This is a genomic window from Virgibacillus oceani, assembly GCF_041521345.1.
In the GTDB taxonomy this organism is placed as follows: Bacteria; Bacillota; Bacilli; order Bacillales; family Amphibacillaceae; genus Virgibacillus_N; species Virgibacillus_N oceani_A.
Genome location: NZ_JBGOHB010000039.1, coordinates 1 through 19,710 on the forward strand (window position 1 = coordinate 1; position 19,710 = coordinate 19,710).

Annotated in this window: 6 protein-coding genes; 1 reads left to right on the top strand and 5 read right to left on the bottom strand. The window is 41.3% G+C overall.

Translation table 11 applies throughout. The annotated features are described in order from the left end of the window. Nucleotides 1-481 precede the first annotated feature (481 nt). Together ACDX78_RS20455 and ACDX78_RS20460 are read right to left on the bottom strand one after the other, a co-directional pair. Nucleotides 482-4,744, bottom strand: a complete 4,263-nt coding sequence (locus ACDX78_RS20455; RefSeq protein WP_486030313.1) for a S8 family serine peptidase — start codon at nt 4,742-4,744, stop codon at nt 482-484. Nucleotides 4,745-5,807: 1,063 nt separating this feature from the next. Further along, nucleotides 5,808-10,925, bottom strand: coding sequence for a S8 family serine peptidase (locus tag ACDX78_RS20460; protein ID WP_486030315.1), 5,118 nt, complete (start codon nt 10,923-10,925; stop codon nt 5,808-5,810). A 697-nt stretch (nt 10,926-11,622) separates the two neighbouring features. Here ACDX78_RS20460 and ACDX78_RS20465 point away from each other — a divergent pair. Next, a complete protein-coding gene (locus ACDX78_RS20465; RefSeq protein WP_486030317.1) occupies nt 11,623-12,522 on the top strand; it encodes a LysR family transcriptional regulator in 900 nt (299 codons plus the stop codon). A 650-nt stretch (nt 12,523-13,172) separates the two neighbouring features. Here the strand turns inward: ACDX78_RS20465 and ACDX78_RS20470 are convergent. From ACDX78_RS20470 to ACDX78_RS20480, 3 genes are all read right to left on the bottom strand, one after another. Next, nucleotides 13,173-15,149, bottom strand: coding sequence for an FIMAH domain-containing protein (locus ACDX78_RS20470; RefSeq protein WP_486030319.1), 1,977 nt, complete (start codon nt 15,147-15,149; stop codon nt 13,173-13,175). Nucleotides 15,150-15,254: 105 nt separating this feature from the next. Beyond that, nucleotides 15,255-16,154, bottom strand: coding sequence for a serine hydrolase (locus ACDX78_RS20475; RefSeq protein ID WP_486030320.1), 900 nt, complete (start codon nt 16,152-16,154; stop codon nt 15,255-15,257). 627 nt (nt 16,155-16,781) lie between these two features. Then, a complete protein-coding gene (locus ACDX78_RS20480) occupies nt 16,782-19,622 on the bottom strand; it encodes a gamma-glutamyltransferase (RefSeq protein WP_486030321.1) in 2,841 nt (946 codons plus the stop codon). Nucleotides 19,623-19,710 lie beyond the last annotated feature (88 nt).

A 19,710-nucleotide genomic window follows, 5' to 3' on the forward strand; every position in this document is an offset into this window, starting at 1 on the left:
CCGCAAGGGTATGACCTAAAGGCCCTTGAACGAATCGGGCCGTTACTGGCTGTTGGATCTCCCACTTAGCATTTTCATGTTTCCTTCATGCTTGAAGTGGGAGTCTTACGACGTACAGGACGTGCTAATGCCGACAATGCCACAATTCTTTATGATGGGACGAGGAACTACTGTCCCGTAGTCCCAGGACGTGGCGTTTTTGTCGGCCAGCCAGTTACACTGCGATAAAAATGATTAAAATTACTATCCTGATTACAATAAATCGAAACCTAGATTCACTCCTGGGATAAATTTCTCAAATCAACATTTAATCAAAGATTTATTAAGTAACACTTTCAAATCAGAAAAAACAAAACTAAGTAAAAAGTCTCAACTTCAGAGCAGGTCCTTTGTTACTATGTAAAAAAAGAGCACAGAGACATAAAGCCTCTGCACCCTCCCACATTTAAACATTTTGCAACAGAAGAACCGTCCCTATGTTTCACTCCACGTTAATGAACAGTCTTCCTTCTGCCTGCTGGCGGGTTTCATTGCCAAATTCATCTTTTGCAATTACTTCAATAACTGCTCCGTCAGCATAAGTGTTCTGTGGCACTGTGTAATATCCTACATAATTACCTGGTGTTGTTTCCATCATCGGTAACTCCGTAGCATTTAACGTTTGTATACCAAAGTCCGTTAATGGCATATGCACCACAAAGCTTGTACGCAGTCCCGGTTCACTTTCGAATTCAATCATCACGGATTGACCTGTTTCAAGTTCTACATCTTCATCCGGTGTTAAGTTGGAAATTTCCGGTGCAGTATATTTAGCATATACAGTAACTGTTTCTGTGGCAGTATTTCCAGCCAAGTCTGTTGCCGCAACTTCGATTACATTTTCTCCCTCATCAAGAAGAATTCGTTGTGAGAACGCCCCATCATCAACGGCTGTTTCCTGACCGTTTACAGTAACTGTATCAAGGTGTTCATCACTTACAGTACCTTCCACTGTAGCTGTTTCACGGTTCGTATTCTCCCCGTCTTCCGGACTGTCAATAGCGAGTTCCGGTGCTTCTGTATCCAGTGTTACTGTTACAGGATCAGACTCATCAGCCTGTTCACCATTTACATACGTTATGGCGCTAAATTCATTCTCACCTTCAGCCAATTCCGTATCCACAGCAAATCTTCCATCTTCGCCAATTTCTACAGAACCTGCTTCTTCACCATTTTGCATCACTTCTACCGTTGTTTCTGGAGAAGCGGTACCTTCTACAGTAATATCAGCTTCATTTGTAACGAGTCCTTCTTCAGGTGAAGTAATTTCAGGTGTTTCCACCTCATAAGCTACACGTGCACGGATCATGTAGTTCCCTTCATCCAAAGGAGATTGGGACCAAACTCCGCCTACTTCCTGATAGCTTCTTTCTGCATTCGGGCTATTTTCATCTGTAGCAAGTCCAGGCGCGCCCGTGTTATCCTGTGTTTGCACATAGACCATAAAGAAGTCGCCATTTACTTGAATACTTTCATCACGCAGATCAACTACGGTCCATTCATCCAGATCTCTGACTGCATCAGCATCAATTGGTCCAGCCAGTCTTTCATCAGGCATACCGTCATCACCTGCCGACCATACTTCAACCGCAAATGGGGTACCACCTGGAACAGGGAATTCATCATCATGGAACTGGAATACTCCATCTGTCACAAGTGCAGTATCTCTTTCTTCAGGCAGGGACATTTTTACAGCCCATTTGTTGCCTGCGTCATAGAATGCACGTGCGTTTTCGGCTGTACCATCATCATAGTAGATCTCTCCGCCAGGGACAGTGAAGAATGCCTCCAGTTCAATATCAAGAGATACTTCCCCATCAATGGTTACTTCTACATCTTTGCTATGGAAATCAGTCGCAATTACTCTTAAAGTATAATCGCCTTCATAACCGGTAATTTCGTAATTCCCGTTAGCATCCGTTTGAACAGGATCAACATTGGCATCTTCCACAAGAAGTACTGTTGCTCCTTCAATCGGATTACCGGAATTTTCACTTGTAACAGTGCCGCTCACAGTACCTTCAGGAAGCTCTTCCAAAGTGAAGTTCGCTTCTGTTGTACTATCTTCTTCCACTGTTACTGTTTGCTCATCAGTATAGAATCCGTATGCTTCAGCCACTACAGTAAATGTACCTGCAGCATGCATTAATCTATACGACCCATCCTGTGGGTTTGTGTTTGTGGAACGACCGCTTTCAAGCACACTTACCTGCGCCTCTAATGGAAGTCCACTAGCAGGTTGTACTTCTTCTACAGTTTCTTCTTTTTCAGCAGTTTCTGTATTTACAGAAGTACTTTCTTCATTTAATTTTTCTTTTTCTTTCGGTGCCATCATTGGCTCATCAAATAATCCTACATTACGGGACTCGATATTTAATGATTCATCGGACAATACAACATCATCAATATACCAGCCCGGGTTTGTAATTGAAGCATCTGAATCAAAGTGGAAGCCTACATATACACGCTGATCACTATAATCGGATAGATCAACCTCTGCAGCTTCCCAACCATCAGTTGCACCAGTAAATGTCATTAAGTCTGTCCAGTCTTCCTGATCGGTGGAAATAACGACATAACCGTTGTCCCAGTTGGTCTCAATATCATGCCAATTATTGAACTGTAAATAAGACTCCCCTTCAGGCAAATCAACAGGCGGCATCATTAAAATAGCATCGGAGCTGTTTACATAATCCCCTGCTAAATTAGTGGCATAGACATTATCTCCGGATGCAGCTTCTTCCGGTCCAGAAGTAGGCTCTCCCCACTCCCAGGTGTCATTTTCGCCGAAAGAATACCAGCCTACTGGAGTTGATTCAAAATCCTCTTCATAGCCTACCGTAATACCAGGTTGTACATCTACCACATATTCTTCCGTCGTAACTTCATTATCTCCAAAATCATTAATGACAAAATGATACGTAAATTGTTCATCATTAATATCTTCCCCAGGCACCGTCACGGCATATTCACCGGATTGGAAATCACCAGAAGTACGGGTTGCTTCAACTACTTGATCATCGTAGTGCAATTCTACAGAAGTAACACTTACATTATCACTTGCTTCAATAGCTAGATCCAGATCCATTCCCTCATACGTTTCTGAAGGTGCCGCGTGGTTATAAGTTGGAGCTTCATTATCTTCTCCATCTTTTGTAACCTGCCCTTCAATGGTTCCAAGACCAGAAACAACAGAAGAAACCGCTGCATAAGCATCAACAATTCCATGTCCGTATCCGTGGTTTGGAGACTCAGGGAAAGATTCATCTGTTCCTGCTTCGGAATCTGCCATTTCTATTAAAATTCCTTCCATTGTATCTACATCAAGATCTGCATTCGCTGATCTCAACAATGCAACTACCCCGGCAACTGCTGGAGATGCCATGGAAGTACCGTTCATGCCACCATATCCGCCACCTGGCAGTGAAGAACGGATTCCTTCACCCGGTGCAGCAATATCCGGTTTAATCTCATCATATGGTGATGGCCCTTCTAAAGAAAAGCTGGATAGATCGTCACTGTTGTTCGTGGAACCTGTTGCAAAAGATTCTGGATAATTTGCAGGTACAGCAACTGATCCAGGTCCACCTGGATTTGTCGGCGTCGTATTCCCGGCTGCAAAAGCAGGGAAAATTTCTGCTGCTCTCCATGCAGTAACTGCATCACGGTACCACTCATCAAGTCCAGGTCCGCCACCCCATGAGTTATTTACAACATCCGGCGCCTTTGTTACGTCATCACCTGGTGCTAAAATCCACTCTGCTGCCGCAAGCAGATCTGTATCATAAGCACCCAGAGGAGTGAATGCTTGCACAGAAATCCACTGCGCACCTGGAGCAACACCTACTTGGTTCGATCCATCTGCTTCACTTCCAACCATGGTACCAGTAACATGGGTTCCATGACCGTCATCATCATAGGCTGCTTCTTCTCCGTTAACCGGATCAAAAAAGCTGTACGTATGGTCTACGTCACCTGTAGCTGGGTCATATCCACGATATTTATCCTGCAGTGCAGGGTGTTCCCAATCAGCACCGGTATCGATGCTCGCAACAACCGTGCCCTGACCGTCAATGCCCATATCCCAAACAGCCGGTGCACCAACACGGTCTACGTTCCACTCAATTTCTGCTGTTTCGTTTTGTGGAACTTGCGTCTCCGTATCCGCTGCCCTGATTAACTCACGCTGTTCATTTGGCAAAAGCTTTTCTACTTCAGGAAAAGAAGCTAATTTTTCTGCAACTTCTTTTGTCGCAGTAACTGCCATTCCATTTACAATATGGTAGGCGTGGATATCCTCCGCATTACCAATTTCTTCTTGGTCTTCGAGGAAATGCTGTACTTTTTGTTGTGACTCCATCGCTGTTGACTTTAATTCGGAAATTACCGCAGAACGCTGTGCGTGTTCCTGACCCAGTGCGGAAATATTTGCTTTTTGCGCACTATCTCTCGCTTCCTGGGCAACATTCATTACATCAGCTGTTTCCGTAAACTTAATTAAAAATGTTACTTTATCTTCGTTCTCGAATTCACTTTGCAAGTTATTACTTACTTTGTTCTGAACATTAACTTTTGAATCATTAAGTGACTGACTTACTTTTCCAGTCGACTCTGCAAATGTAAATCCTGGTGTAATTAATGAGAAAATCATGATGATCGATGCCAAAATACTAAATGCACGAACCTGTCTTTGTTTTTTTCTCACACTTTATCCTCCCTTCGATTTTGAACCCCTTGAAACGAAAAACTAGCCCCCTTCTCTTATATTTTCCCAACACTGGTAATCTACCAGGCTAGCCTTGTTGCTAGTTTCACTATAGTAGATAATCAAGTCAGAATGTGTCGAAATATGTCTATAAATATCCGATAATTCCAAATTGATTAATAAGTCCTGGTTCTTCTCGAAAATAAAGTAGGCAAAAGGTAGGTAGGACAATATACCAAATACTATTATAGAGGGAAAGCGTTCTTACAGAATAAAAACAATCCAGAAGATTTATACAATAAAATGATTAATAGTTACTAATTTTTTCACAAAAATTGAATCAAGAATACTAATTGGTATAATTTACCTATCAACTATCTTTACAAGTTCAATAATATATAAAACTTTCCTATCACAAAAGATTAAAAAAGGAAAATAGACCCATTTTTGAAACACCGGGACGAATCTTATTATATTTTTTAAAAGGGGGGGAAATTGTTTTCACTATTTTATGATTCAGTCGAGAACAATCGTGACTTCAATCATGAGATGAACCGGTTTCGGATAAGGCGTGTCTTTTGGCACGTTAATTAGCCGATATGTTTAGATTAGGTATGGTATCATATCTTGGTATAGATTGCTCTTTGAAAACTGAAGGTATAAGGTTGTTGCAGAAAAAACGTCTGCAACGTAAAATCTTCAACATTCTTTCACCCCACGCTCACCGGAGTAGCGAAACCCAAGCTAAGTAGGTAGCGTGGCGAGTCAACGTACAAGAATTGTTCTTTCACCGTAGGGACTATGGCTTTGCCTGCTAAATAACTAGCGGTTACGTTGGTGTTCGCAGGAATCTCTTGATTTTAATCACGAGTAGTTCAGTAAACTGGATTTACATTCCGCTATAATTATCAAATTTCCACCATATTAATTCTAACAAACTATCGATTGTTATTTGCAGAACCAGACTTCTCCCGCTGTAATGCAAAAAAGGATGCAGAGTGAACATCAAAGTCTCTGCATCCTTCCATATAATCATTATGCAACAGGAAAATATCCCCTGTGTCTAATCTTCTAGATTTATAAACAATCTGCCTTCTGCCCGTTTACGGGCTTCGTTGCCAAAGCTGTCTGTAGCAATGACCTCTATGGCTGCCCCGTTAGCATAAGCGCTACGCGGCACTGTCCAGTATCCGACATATTTGCCTTCACTTATTTCCATCATCGGTAATTCTAAAGCTGTTTCAGTTTGCATGATAGGGTCAGTAAGCGGCATATGCACGATAAATTTTGCTTGCAATCCCGGTTCACTTTCAAACTCAATCATGACAGATTGACCGGTTTCCAATTCCTTATCTTCATCGGGCTTTAGATTGAAAATTTCCGGTGGAGTGTCATCAACATATACAGTAATCGTTTCGGTTGTTGTATTTCCAGCCAGGTCAGTTGCCACAATTTCAATTACATTCTCTCCTTCATACAGAAGAATTTGATGTGAAAACGCCCCATCAGTAACTTCTGTTTCCTCACCATTCACCGTAACGGCATCAAGGTGTTCATCGCTCACAGTACCTTCCACTGCTATTTCACGATCTGCTTTCTCACCGTCTTCCGGACTGGTAATCGTTAGATCCGGTGCTTCTGTATCCAGTGTTACTGTTACAGGATCAGACTCATCAGCCTGTTCACCATTTACATACGTTAATGCTGTAAATTCATTTTCACCTTCAGCCAATTCTGTATCCAAAGCAAAGCTTCCATCTTCGCCAATTTCTACAGAACCTGCTTCTTCACCATTTTGCAGCACTTCCACTGTTGTTTCTGGAGAAGCAGTACCTTCTACAGTCACGTCAGCTTCATTTGTAATCAGCCCTTCATCAGGTGAAGTGATTACAGGTGTTTCTACTTCGTATGCTACCCGGGCGCGGATCATGTAGTTACCCTCAGCAGCCGGAGATGGTGACCATACACCTCCAACTTCCTGATAGCTTCTTTCAGCATTCGGACTATCTTCATCTGTAGCAAGTCCAGGTGAGTTTGTATTATCCTGGGTTTGGACATAGACCATGAAGAAGTCGCCATCAACCTGGATGCTTTCATCACGCAGGTCAACTACCGTCCATTCATCCAGATCCCTGATCGCTTCATCTTCAACCGGACCAGCCAATCTTTCATCAGGCATCCCGTCCTCACCAGCTGACCAAACTTCAACTGCGAATGGCGTATCACCTGGTGTAGGGAAATCTGTGTCATGGAACTGGAATACACCATCAGTGACAAGTGCAGAATCCCTATCTTCAGGTAAGCTCATTTTTACTGCCCATTTGTTACCAGCATCATAGAATGCGCGTGCGTTTTCCGCTGTACCATCATCATAATAGATCTCTCCACCAGGGACAGTATAGAATGGCTCCAGCTCAATATCAAGGGGCACATTACCATCAATCGTTATTTCCACATCTTTGGAATAAAAATCAGACGCAATTACTCTTAAAGTGTAGTCACCTTCATAACCGGTAATTTCATAATCTCCGTTAACATCCGTTTCCACAGGATCAACATTAGCATCTTCTACAAGAAGCACTGCTGCTCCTTCAATTGGATCACCGGAGTTTTCGTTTGTAACGGTGCCACTGACTGTATACTGATCCATTTCCTCTAAGGTGAAATTAACCTCTGTTGTACTATCTTCTTCGATCGTGACTGATTGTTCATTCGGATGGAATCCATATGATTCTGCTGCAACTGTAAAATCACCAGCTGCATTAACAAAAGAGTAGGTTCCATCTTCAGGGTTTGTGTTAACAGATCTACCAGACTCTATTACACTGACACTTGCAGCCAGCGGTAATCCAGAAACATTTGCTTCATTGCTTTCATTCTCAGTTTTGCTATTTTCAGTTTGAGGATTATCCTTTTCTGGTACACTATGGTTCTTCGCATCTGTTTGTAACGCTCTTTTATTATCATTTGATTGTTTTTCCTTCGTATTGCTTTGTGTTTCCAAAGTGTCCTCGGCTTTCATTTTCTCAAAACCATTTTGCTGGGACAGATGAGTCGTACTAAATATGGACGTGTCAGTCAATTCAACATCATCCAAGTACCATCCAGGTTCATGAACAGAACCATCGCTTTCAAAATAAAATGCTAAATATATTTCTTCTCCAGCATAATCTGACAAGTCTGCTTCTATATGCTGCCAAATGCTGCCCTGTCCACTGAAGTGTGCAAGTGTTTCCCAATTTTCCTGATCTGTAGACACTTGTACTTCCCCAAAATCACCTGAACCTTGTTCAAACATATACCAATGTTTGAACTGCAGATAAGCATTACCTTCAGGCAATTCAACAGGCGGCATAATCAACTGATCGCTACTGTTTCCAGGGTAATCTCCATCAAGTATTGTAGCATAAACATTTTCCCCTGCAATTGCTCCCTCAGGTCCTGAAGTTGGCGTGCCGACTTCCCAGGAACTTCTATACTCAGAGATCCAGCCTGGGTTCGTTTCAAAATTTTCACTGTATCCGAGTGTTATGCCAGTATCCACTTGAACCTCATAAATATCGCTTACTACCTCATTTCCACCGTAGTCAACTATACGCCATCTATAGTCAATTGATGGTTCACTAACAATGTCACCCGGAAGTGTTGCAGAATAGCTTCCATCTAATTCATCACCATCTATAAGCTCTGCATCTACAGATTGCCATTCACTTCCCTCTGAATCTTGATATTGCAGCTCAACTAATTCAACACTAAAATTATCCTGAACGTCAATACCGACAGGAAGATTCATTTCATCATAAGCAACAGCTGGCACCTCATGCTGATAGGTTGGTGGCTCTGTGTCTTCGTATAACGGTTCATCACTTAAACCGACGTCATCTAAATACCAGCCTTCATTATGAACAACTGCAGTGCTCGTAAAATGAAACGCAATATGAACACGTTGCCCAGCATAGTCTCCCAACCTTAATTCAAAATCTTCCCAACCATCACTTTCACCCTCAACAATAGCAAGTTGTTCCCAATTCTCCTGATCAGTGGAAATCAAAACATATCCCATATCCCAAGTAGCATGGGTATGATACCAATGTTTAAACTGCAGATATGAATTTCCCTCAGGCAAATCAATCGGAGGCATTTCTAACATCATATCGTTATTAGCACCATGATCCCCATCAAGATTCGTGGCATATACTCTTTCACCTGAGTAAGCATCAGGACCATAAGTAGGTATGCCCCATTCCCAAGAATTGTTTTCCCCATAGGAAATCCAGCCGTTCGGCGCAGTTTCAAAATCCTGGAAATAACCAACTGTGATTCCCTGTTCTATATTTACTTCATAAATGTCGGTTGTAACCTCGTTTCCTCCATAGTCATTAATGACAAAGTGATAGGTGAATTCATCCCCAACAATCTCTTCTCCAGGCACCGTTACATTATACTCACCGGAACGATGATCCCCGGAAGCTCTAGGTAATTCTACTACTTCATCATTATAATGGAACTCTACTGAAGTAACACTTACATTATCACTTGCTTCGATAGTCAGATCCAAATCCATTCCCTCATAAATCTCAGCAGGTGATTCATGCTCATACGTTGGAGGTTCGGTATCCTCTCCATGCATCGTGACCTGCCCCTCAATCGTTCCTAAACCAGAAATCACAGACGAAACTGCTGCATAAGCATCAACAATTCCGTATCCATATCCATTATTTGGAGACTCAGGAAAAGATTCATCTGTTCCTGCTTCTGAATCAGCCATTTCCATTAAAATTTCTTCTGTGGTATCTACATCAAGATTTGCATTTGCAGATTTCAACAATGCTACTACCCCGGCAATTGCTGGAGAAGCCATAGAGGTACCGTTTTTTCCACCATAACCACCTCCCGGTATGGAAGATCGGACACCTTCACCCGGTGCTGCAATATCCGGTTTGATCTCATCATATGGCGATGGTCCTTCTAAAGAGAAGGTAGATTTATCGTCACTGCTGTTGGTGGAACCAGTAGCAAAGGACTCGGGATAATTTGCAGGCACAGCAACTGATCCAGGTCCACCCGGATTTGTCAGCGTCGTATTTCCAGCTGCAAATGCAGGGAAAATTTCTGCTGCTCTCCATGCAGTAACCGCATCACGGTACCACTCATCAAGCCCCGGTCCACCTCCCCAAGAGTTATTTACAACATCAGGCGCTTTCGTTGCGTCGCCGCCTGGAGCTAAAATCCACTGCGCTGCGGCAAGCAAGTCAGTGTCATATGCACCTGCTGGTGTGAAAGCTTGGACTGAAATCCACTGTGCACCTGGAGCCACACCTACTTGATTCGACCCATCTGCTTCACTTCCTACCATTGTTCCGGTCACATGTGTACCATGACTGTCATCATCATACGGCACTTCTTCTCCATTAACCGGATCATAAAAACTGTACGTATGATCAACCTCACCGGTTGCTGGATCGTATCCGCGATATTTATCCTGCAGTGCCGGGTGTTCCCAATCAGCACCTGTATCGATGCTAGCAACAACCGTCCCTTGTCCATCAATGCCCATATCCCATACAGCCGGTGCACCTATTCGGTCGACGTTCCACTCAATTTCTGCTGTTTCGTTTTCAGGCACTTCAGCTTCGGTATCCACCGCTCTTATCAATTCACGCTGTTCGTTTGGCAAAAGCTTTTCTACTTCAGAGAAAGAAGCCAGCTTTTCTGCAACTTCTTTTGTCGCAGTAACAGCCATACCGTTCACAATATGGTAGGAACGAATATCTTCCGCATTACCCATATCTTCTTGTTCTTCAAGGAAGAGTTTTGTCTTTTGCTGTGACTCCCTCGCAATTGATTTTAATTCGGAAATCACCGCAGAACGCTGTGCGTGTTCCTGACTCAGTGCAGAAAGATTAGCATTTTGCGCACTTTCTCTGGCTTCATGGGCAACCCCCATTACATCCGCTGTTTCCGTAAACTTGATTAAAAATGTTACCTTGTCTTCGTTCTCAAGTTGGCTTTGTAAGCTGCTGCTTACTTTATTTTGAACATTTATCTTTGAATCGTTAAGGGAATGGTTTACCTTCCCATTCGATTCCGCAAATGTCAGTCCTGGTGTAATTAATGAGAAAATCATGACGATCGATGCCAAAATACTAAATGCACGAACCTGTCTTTGTTTTTTTCTCACACTTTATCCTCCCTTCGATTTTGAACCCCTAAAAAAACTGCCCCCCTTTTACAACTCCCTATACCAACCTGGCAATCTTTCAGGCTGATTCTTGTTGCTAGTTTCACTATAATAGATACGCAACACAAATGATGTCGAATTAAGTCGCTAATAATCTGATGATTACAAATTGAATAATTGGTACTACCTTTTAATGCTTACAAACTGGGCAGAAAGTATGTACGGTTAAAATTCACAAGGCATCGGAACAGTATTTTGTTTATCCTAAAAAAAAGAAGTTTACCGATAAAATATTTTCATTAGAAAAAATGATTAATAGTAACTATTTTATTACAATTAATTCCATAAAATTCTTATATTAGTAGAATATCCCTACTAAATATCCCTTAAAGCATGTCGGCTATGTAAAACTTTCTTATTACAAAAGAACAAAAAACAGGATCAAAGAATTAATTTTGTATCATCGAGAAGGATTTCTTGAAGCAAAAAAAAGAAAGAGTTTTTCCCACTACACCTTTAATAGGTATGGGGAAAGCATAACTTAACAGTTGAGAGTTTAACTGTTATGATTGCAAAAACTAAATTCATATATTATAAATTAACATGCAGGCATATTTCTATTTTCTGAAAAATAGAGTTTCATTTGTATGATAAGGCAAAAATATTTCTCATAATTATGTAAAAAGGAGCATCAATAATGAATCTATTATCATTCCGATATTTTTTAGAGGTTGCACGTCATTTAAACTACAGTAAAGCCTCAGAAATACTTCATATCTCACAGCCCGGACTCAGCAAGCAAATTACGTCACTTGAAAAAGAACTGGGTTTTAAACTATTTGATCGCACTACAAGAAAAGTGGAACTAACGGCAGAGGGCAAATATTTACACAAAAAACTATCCCCTCTATTTCAGGACATTGAAAGTACAGTTAGCGAACTAACAAATAAACAAGCGATACCTGAAACCACAATAAAAATAGCAACCGTTCCTTCCGCTGCAAGTAACTATTTGCCAAATATTTTAAGCATGCTGCATAAAGATATGCCGGACATTGAAATTTCTTTATATGAAACTACTTCTGTCCAAGCCATTGAATTGTTAAAGCAGCAAAAATGTCATCTTGCTTTCATCAGAACACCAATCGATCCCGAAAAGATAAAAAAACAGGGGCTTAATATGCTGGAATTTTCTAGATATCCCATACAGTTAGTCGTTGCAAAGGACCATAGAATAACGAAAAACGCTTCGGTTGATTTATATGATATACGGGATGAAAATTTCATTCATTATGACTCTAATAATTCACCTTCATTATATTATCTTTTACAACGTGCCTGTTTAACTGCGGGATTTGTGCCAAAAACGTTTTGTGTTGGACCCGAAATGCTGACCATTGCCAATTTGGTTTCATATGGATTGGGAGTTACCATCATGCCAAAAGACATGATCGAATTAATCAATTCAAGTAATATTACAGCTATTAATCTTAAAAACCAGGATCTACAAAGTTCCATATCCGTTTTTTGGAAGGATTCAGATTATTTGCCTCTTAATACCAAAGTTATTTTGAAGTATTTACATGATATTGTTTAACCAAAAAAATTCCTTGTGATATAAAGTCTTCATTAACAAAATTGAGCCGAAAAAAGAAACAAACTTAAAAATTGTGAAAGAAGTTACCGAAGTAATCAAACAGGGGGCGAGTTATTTCCGATTCGATATATTGAAATGTTAAACTAAATACAAATATCACTGAATAATAAGAAAAACATAGAATAATCCAATTGATAAACTGGTGACAGGTACCAGTAAAGAACCACCATCACCTTCTAAGAAGAAGGCGATGGAAGGATGAAAACTTTAAGAGGTTCGCACGTTAGTATGGCGAATTTCCAAAAGCTCTATGGTACATGCCGCCTTAAATAATCAATTTTTCCCGACACCTAGTAAGTTTATAATCTTACTACAGTGAGCATTATCTCTGAAAAAAGATATATGAGAAGAGCCACGATCCTACATGATGTGCATTGGGTCATAACTCCTAAATCAGTTAAAATAAGGATAAAACCTGTTAAGGATTACACTCTTTTATCTACAAACCTTACACATGGATCAAACGCATTCCACGTAAAGAAAAGCACAGCATCCCAGTTTATAGAATACTGTACTATTATGGGAAGATTCAATTTAGTATTTAATCAATTAACCGCAGAGGTAATGCAGCTGACAGCATAACTAAAACGCTATTCCCACTGTTCAATCAAGTTATCTGCACCCGTTTTAAGTTCATCATACACAATCTCTGAGATCAATTCGTCTTCTTTCTGATGTTCCAATAACATTTTAAAGCTTTCCATATGTTTGATGGCCTTATCCATGGACTCAATTTCTTCATATTGTTCTACTGCAGTCAGGTGAGTCTGTAAATGTCTTGCTGCTTCGTCACTTACAATGGACCCCTCGTCCAAGAATTCCTCAACCTGTGTCATCATTTGATCGATAGAATACTCACCGGGATCTTCGGGATCTTCAATCGAGGTATAAATGGTTGTCAAATTACCTCTTAAATGCAATAATCGCATAATCGATTCACCAGCAGAGACATTTTCACTAACTTCTTGAATCATGTCCCAATCTTCAGGTTCAGCATCTCCATCTTCCCAAAGGCGGACAGCTAGTTCATTGCCTTCAATGTGTAGTCTTAACCAATGCCAGTCGGTCGTCATATTTGCATCAATACTGTCAAAATGGAAAGTGTTCTTGTTCTCCATTCCAAATAGCTTTAACTGGTCTGTTTTTAAATTTAATTCAATACCGTATCCGTTTCGAGGAGAAGAGTTACCGTCGAGGAACTCATCACCCCGAATAAATGCCCTCATCCATTGGTCATTACCCACTTGATCAGTGCGAAAGCGCATTAGTAAATCACTTTCCATTGGATTTTCCATATTAGGTATTACCCTACCGTAAGAGGCGCTTAAATCGGCTTGCTGTGATCCTAGCTCAATCTTACCCGTATTTTCCTGTATGCTATACTTTACCCCATCTGAATTGTCCGGATTTGGGTATGAATGAAGTTGATCAAAAGCTTCTGAATTCCAATTAGCACCATCCTCGCCATTAAAGTCATGATGGAAGATAGATTCATTCTCTGGTGACTCCACAGTAAGTTCGTCAATAAAAAATGTATTTACATTATCCTTGTCAAGGTTAGCAAAACTTAACATAGACTTTTTATGAACTTCAGGAATATCGTATTCAATGTCCCAATCCCCAGGTTCTTCTTCATTATCGTTCCATAGACTAACCGAAACCTTGCCGTCTGAAGCACGTAACTTCAACCAATGCCAATCCGTCGTCATATTGGCTGTTACACCTTCCACTTTGGTTGTACTATTGTCTTCTCTTCTTTGCAAAGCTAACTCGTCCGTTCCAAGATGCAATGCAATCCCATAACCATTCCGAGCAAATGAACTACCAGACCCAAACTGATCGGATTGCACCCAGACTCTTAACCATTGTGTACTGCCTAAATCATCCACCCGAAAACGCATTCGGACCTCACTGTTTTCTAAATCTTCCATAATTGGAGTTAGTTTCCCATAGCTGCTAGATGTTCCATCCCTCCTTTCGTCAATCTCCATTTTCCCGGTATTGTCTTCGATGCTGTATCTCACGGCATCCGGATTTCTTGGGTATACAAAAAGGTCCTCACCAAAGGCTTCTGGATCCCACGAATCACCATCTTCACCATTAAAGTCATATGTGAATGCAATCGTTTCTTCATCCAAATCTTCAACTGTAAACTCGTCAACATGGAGCATATTGCCATTGTCGAAATCTAAGTTGACGAAGCTCCATAGCCCCTGCCCTTGATCAATTTCGTAGTCGAAGTTTGTTTCTCGGTCAAAGTCTGTCATCCAATCCTCAAGTGTATCCCCTAGTTCAGGAAAACGGATATCGGATGCGCTCTCTACACGTTCATTCACTATTTCTTCAATTTCTTCCTCAATTTGCAACCGCAACTCAGGATCAACCATTCTTTTTAACATTTCGTGTCTTCCGCCTTCTTTAACCCAAGTAGGCACGAAATCAATCAAATCTGTTTCGACTTCTTGATTATCAGCTTGAAGCTGTCCAGTAGGTATTTGTAAAACCATACCTGGCAGCAGCAAAAAAATAACAGCTACAATCGCCATTCTTTTTATCATTTTTGACATGTTAATCCCCCCAGAATAATTATTTCAACACGTGTATTGCAACGATATGGTCTTATAAATAGCTTAATCTTAGCTTATAAAGGCTCTCATCCTAATACCCTCCGATCAGTCATTCTCAACCATATAATCCATAATCACTTTGCCGATCTCAGCAATGGTAGGAGTTGCGGTATTAGGAACTACATTATGCGTAAGGACTGCGGCATATATTTCTTCTTCCCCAAGTGTAAAAACGCCCACATCATGAAGCACTCTTGGGCTTGCTGTTGAGCCACCTTTACGGCCTGTCTGGATGTCTCCGTGAATCTCCGGATCTTTGTACGCAGTCAACCTGCCATCCGGTACTTCTCTCATAATTCTTAAAAATTCTTCTTTACCTTCCTGGGAAAAAATATCTTTGTTAATTACTCCTGCAACAACTGTTGCCATATCTTTCGCAGTTGTATAATTGTGAGGTCCTCTATCCTGGGGCATTGATGTATATATTGAATTCTGCATCACAGTTTCTTCACACCCTAATTCAATACAAGTCCAATTAATTTGATCAAACCCTACTCTTTCAGCAATCATGTTCGTAGCTGTATTGTCAGAAACAGTCATCATCAACTCTGCCAATTCTCGGACGGGCATAACTACTGGCAAGTCCATATCTCTAATAACACCGCTTCCACCAACTGCATCCGACGCTTCCACAAGCACCTCATCATCCCAAACTAAGTCACCTCTTTCGGCTTGTCTTACAGCTTCAGCCAAAATAGGAACTTTGATAACACTAGCAGAAGACATTACTTCCGTTTCATTAATATTTATGATCCCTTCGCTTGTTTCAATAAAAACCCCAATATTTCCATCAGTATCAGCTTCATTCACAATCTCTTCCACATTATTCTTTAATTCAGAAAAAGTCTCTACTTCCGCTTGTCCGCTTTCCATTGACGTAAGCAAAACTATCAACATTACACAAGCAATAGCTATCACTCCATATCGCTCAATAAACTTAAACATGCTAATCCTCCTTTTTTTAAAACGTAGATATTAACAGACAGTCAAGTTCACTTCCATATTTCATAATGTTCAGGGGCAATGCTACAGAACGAGCTTCCAGAAAAGTGAAATTTAAATAATTGTGATTATTATCTATCTCCTTGCATACTACGTATATTCACTACCCTCCTATCCAGATTTGAAATTGTATATATAAAATTATCACTTCTCTAATCTGTTCTAAGAACTTCTCTATTCCGGAATTTCCAAGTCACAAAATATCAGTAATAACATCCCAGATTCATTTCTATGCGGCATTAAAATTGATATAGACATAAATGTTGGGAATGCATCATCTACACATCATCGGGACCAACATCTTCAATTCGTGGTAAATTTATAATTGCACGTAAAGAAAGTATCCCTTCAACTACCCGCTAGCCAATTATAAACATAGCCCAGTGAGGCAGGAAATTTCAATTTTAGTCAACCCTGACTACAAACTTGTGCTGCTTCTTAAAAAAATTGATTATGGATCTTCCAAGATGCTCTGTTTCGTTTTCTCTCTCGATAAAATTCTTCTAAGTTTTACCTTGATGACAGGTTAACACCTGCCACCAAGGTAAGAATCCGTCCAAATCTATCCATCTACTCCCACGCATCAAGCAAAACATCTGCATGTGCTTTTAACTCGCCGGCAGCATTTTCAGAAATCAACCCTTCATCACCTTGATAATCTACCAGCAATTTAAAGTTGTTCATATGCCTTATAGCCTTATCTATCGCGCTTTGTTGTTCATACTGCTCTATCGCAGTCAAATGCGTAGTAAGCAAGCGGGCAGCTTCTTCATCTGTGATTTCCCCGTTTGCTGCATGCTCTTCAACGAGTTCCTTCATCAGAGCCACACTGGAATCTCCAGGAGGGGCAGGATCTTCTATCTCATCCATATCAATAGCCATCGCGCTTCCTCCACCTCTTCTCTCCGGCTCCGAAGCAGCTCGGATATTTCCATCTTCCAGAAATTCAAGGCCATTTGCTGCACTAATTCCCTGTGGAGCATTATCTGCAATAAACGTGTGTCCCATATCTTCCAGTTCATCTAAAAGTGCCCCATATTTTTCAAGGTACACACCTTCAAATTGTGTACTGGCATGGCTTAAATTCCGCTGTGATAAACGCGGTTCATCAACTGCTTCCGGTAGTGACATATTAAAATCAAGCAGACTGATGATAATCTGTAAATTTGTTGTGATAATTCGGTTGCTGCCTGGTGATCCAATCGTCATTACCGGGTCCCCGTCTTTTGCCACAATCGTAGGAGACATCGCGCTCAGCATGCGAAGTCCCGGTCTCGGGGCATTGGGATGGTCCGGATCCTGCATTGGTGTCCGACCGGAAAATCCGTTGTTTAAAATAAACCCATAGCCAGGAACAACCATTCCATTCCCTGCAATACTGTTAATCGTCTTCGTATAGCTCACTACATTACCATCACCGTCAGCTACAGATAAATGAATGGTCTCTGTAGGTATTTCTTCTTCCGCTTCCTGAGAATCCGCCGCATCTTGCTCGAGTGCAGTCAATGGTGCAGCAGCATTTTGTTCCATTGCTGTCAGTTGTGTATCATCAGCTAAATCATTTACGTTAATCTCATCAAACTGAATCGTATTTCCACTGTCATGATCAAAATTAATAATGCTTAGGAGTGCTCTTCCCAAATTATTATTTTCTTTTTCCTCATCAGACAATTCATGTGTAACAGCCCATTCATCTGGCTCTTCCATATCATCATTCCAAAGACGAACGCCCAGATGATCACCTTCTGCTTTTAGTCGTAGCCAGTGCCAGTCTGTGGATAATTCCGTGTTCGCAGTACCAAGTGTAGTGGAACTTCCGTCCTCTCTTCCACGCAAAATTAACCTTTGATCATCGGCTCTTAATTCAATTCCATATCCATTTTCTGCCATGGAACTTCCAGAACTGAACCGATCCGCCTGAATCCAGAATCGTAAGCGCTGATCATTCCCTAGTTCATCAAATTTAAACTTCACAAGCAGTTCACTTTCATTTAAAGCACGCATGTCCGGGGTAATTAACCCATATGCACTTCCATTTCCTTGAAGCCTGTTATCCATTACTACCTGTCCAGTGTTATCCTGAATGGTAAACTCCGCGCCGGGCGGTGTGCCAGGCCATGAATGAAGATTAGCAAAAATAGTCGGATCCCAATGATCTCCATCTGTTCCTTCAAAACTATGTTGGAAAGCTACCCCTTCTTCTGGAAGTTCCGGCTGTTTATCCGGATCTTCATCATATGGCCACGGATCTCCCGGAGCAACCTGTCCAATCGTAGCAAAATCATCTGATACGTTAAATCTGCGCTCAGCAGCATAACCTTTTGACATTAAGCCATCTACAGGGATTACTGTATGTGCAGGGTCCCCCATATACATGCTCCGATCAGCAAATGCATAACGGGAAGCCTCCAAAAAGTAATGATAGGCTTGAGCTTTTGGCACATCACCAAGGTCATAAGCCTCTAATATATTCAATATCTCAGTAATCGTTACACCACTTGATGAAGGTGGTACACTGTAAACGTCATAATCACGGTATGTCGTATGAGTCGGCTCTTTATGAATTACTTCATAATTTTGCAGATCATTCATTGACATATTCCCTGCCAAGACCTCTCTCTCTGGATTATCCACAACCGGCGGGTTATGAATAGTATCAATAATGGCCTCAGCAATTTCACCTTCATAAAAAATTTCACTGCCGTGTTCCGCAATTAAACGATATGTTTCAGCAAGATCAGGATTTTTCATGATTGTCCCTGGTTCTGGCACTTCACCATTTTCATCGAGATAAAGTTCTATCGAGCTTTCAAAAAGCCGGAATTTATCAGCGTGTTCTCCTACTTCCCGAATGAAGTTATCATCTGCAGGAAAACCTTCTTCTGCGACTTCAATTGCCGGCTGCAACACTTCTTCCAGGCTCATAGTTCCATGTTCTTCCAACGCCTCCTCCCAGGCTTTCACCATCCCTGGCTTACCTGTTGCCATTCCGCTCGCACTGCGGACATTTGCAGGGTAGAGCTCTCCTGTTTCCGGATTAATATAGGATTCCGGCCCGAAGTTTTCACTTGTTTCCGTTACATGGTCCAAAACCACGGAGCGTTCCTCATCGGCCAGGTAAATATTCATAAAACCTCCACCGCCAACTCCGCCTGAGAATGGACGAGTAACACCCTGAGCTGCAGCAGCTGCTACAGCCGCATCAACCGCATTACCGCCTTTTTTCAGTGTTTCAATCGCTGCATTAGATGCATCTGGATGCTCTGTGGACACAGCTCCACCATCACCAACAGCGGTAGGCGTTTGTCTTGGATCCCCTGGGTCTCCTGCTAATCCTGTCATTGGCATGGTGATGGTTAAAAGAATGATTAAAAATATAGAAGCTGATTGTCTCATTCGTTTTCTTTGCATGATAGTTCTCCTCTCACTTTTTTTAACTCCCTGTGACCGTCTCTTTGTCACAGGGAGTGCCAAGTAGTCAAATCAACATTCTATTGAA

Bases quoted from the DNA above. Each gene is read 5' to 3' on its own strand.
- ACDX78_RS20480 (WP_486030321.1), bottom strand. From the start codon at position 19,622: ATGCAAAGAAAACGAATGAGACAATCAGCTTCTATATTTTTAATCATT.
- ACDX78_RS20470 (WP_486030319.1), bottom strand. From the start codon at position 15,149: ATGTCAAAAATGATAAAAAGAATGGCGATTGTAGCTGTTATTTTTTTG.
- ACDX78_RS20475 (WP_486030320.1), bottom strand. From the start codon at position 16,154: ATGTTTAAGTTTATTGAGCGATATGGAGTGATAGCTATTGCTTGTGTA.
- ACDX78_RS20465 (WP_486030317.1), top strand. From the start codon at position 11,623: ATGAATCTATTATCATTCCGATATTTTTTAGAGGTTGCACGTCATTTA.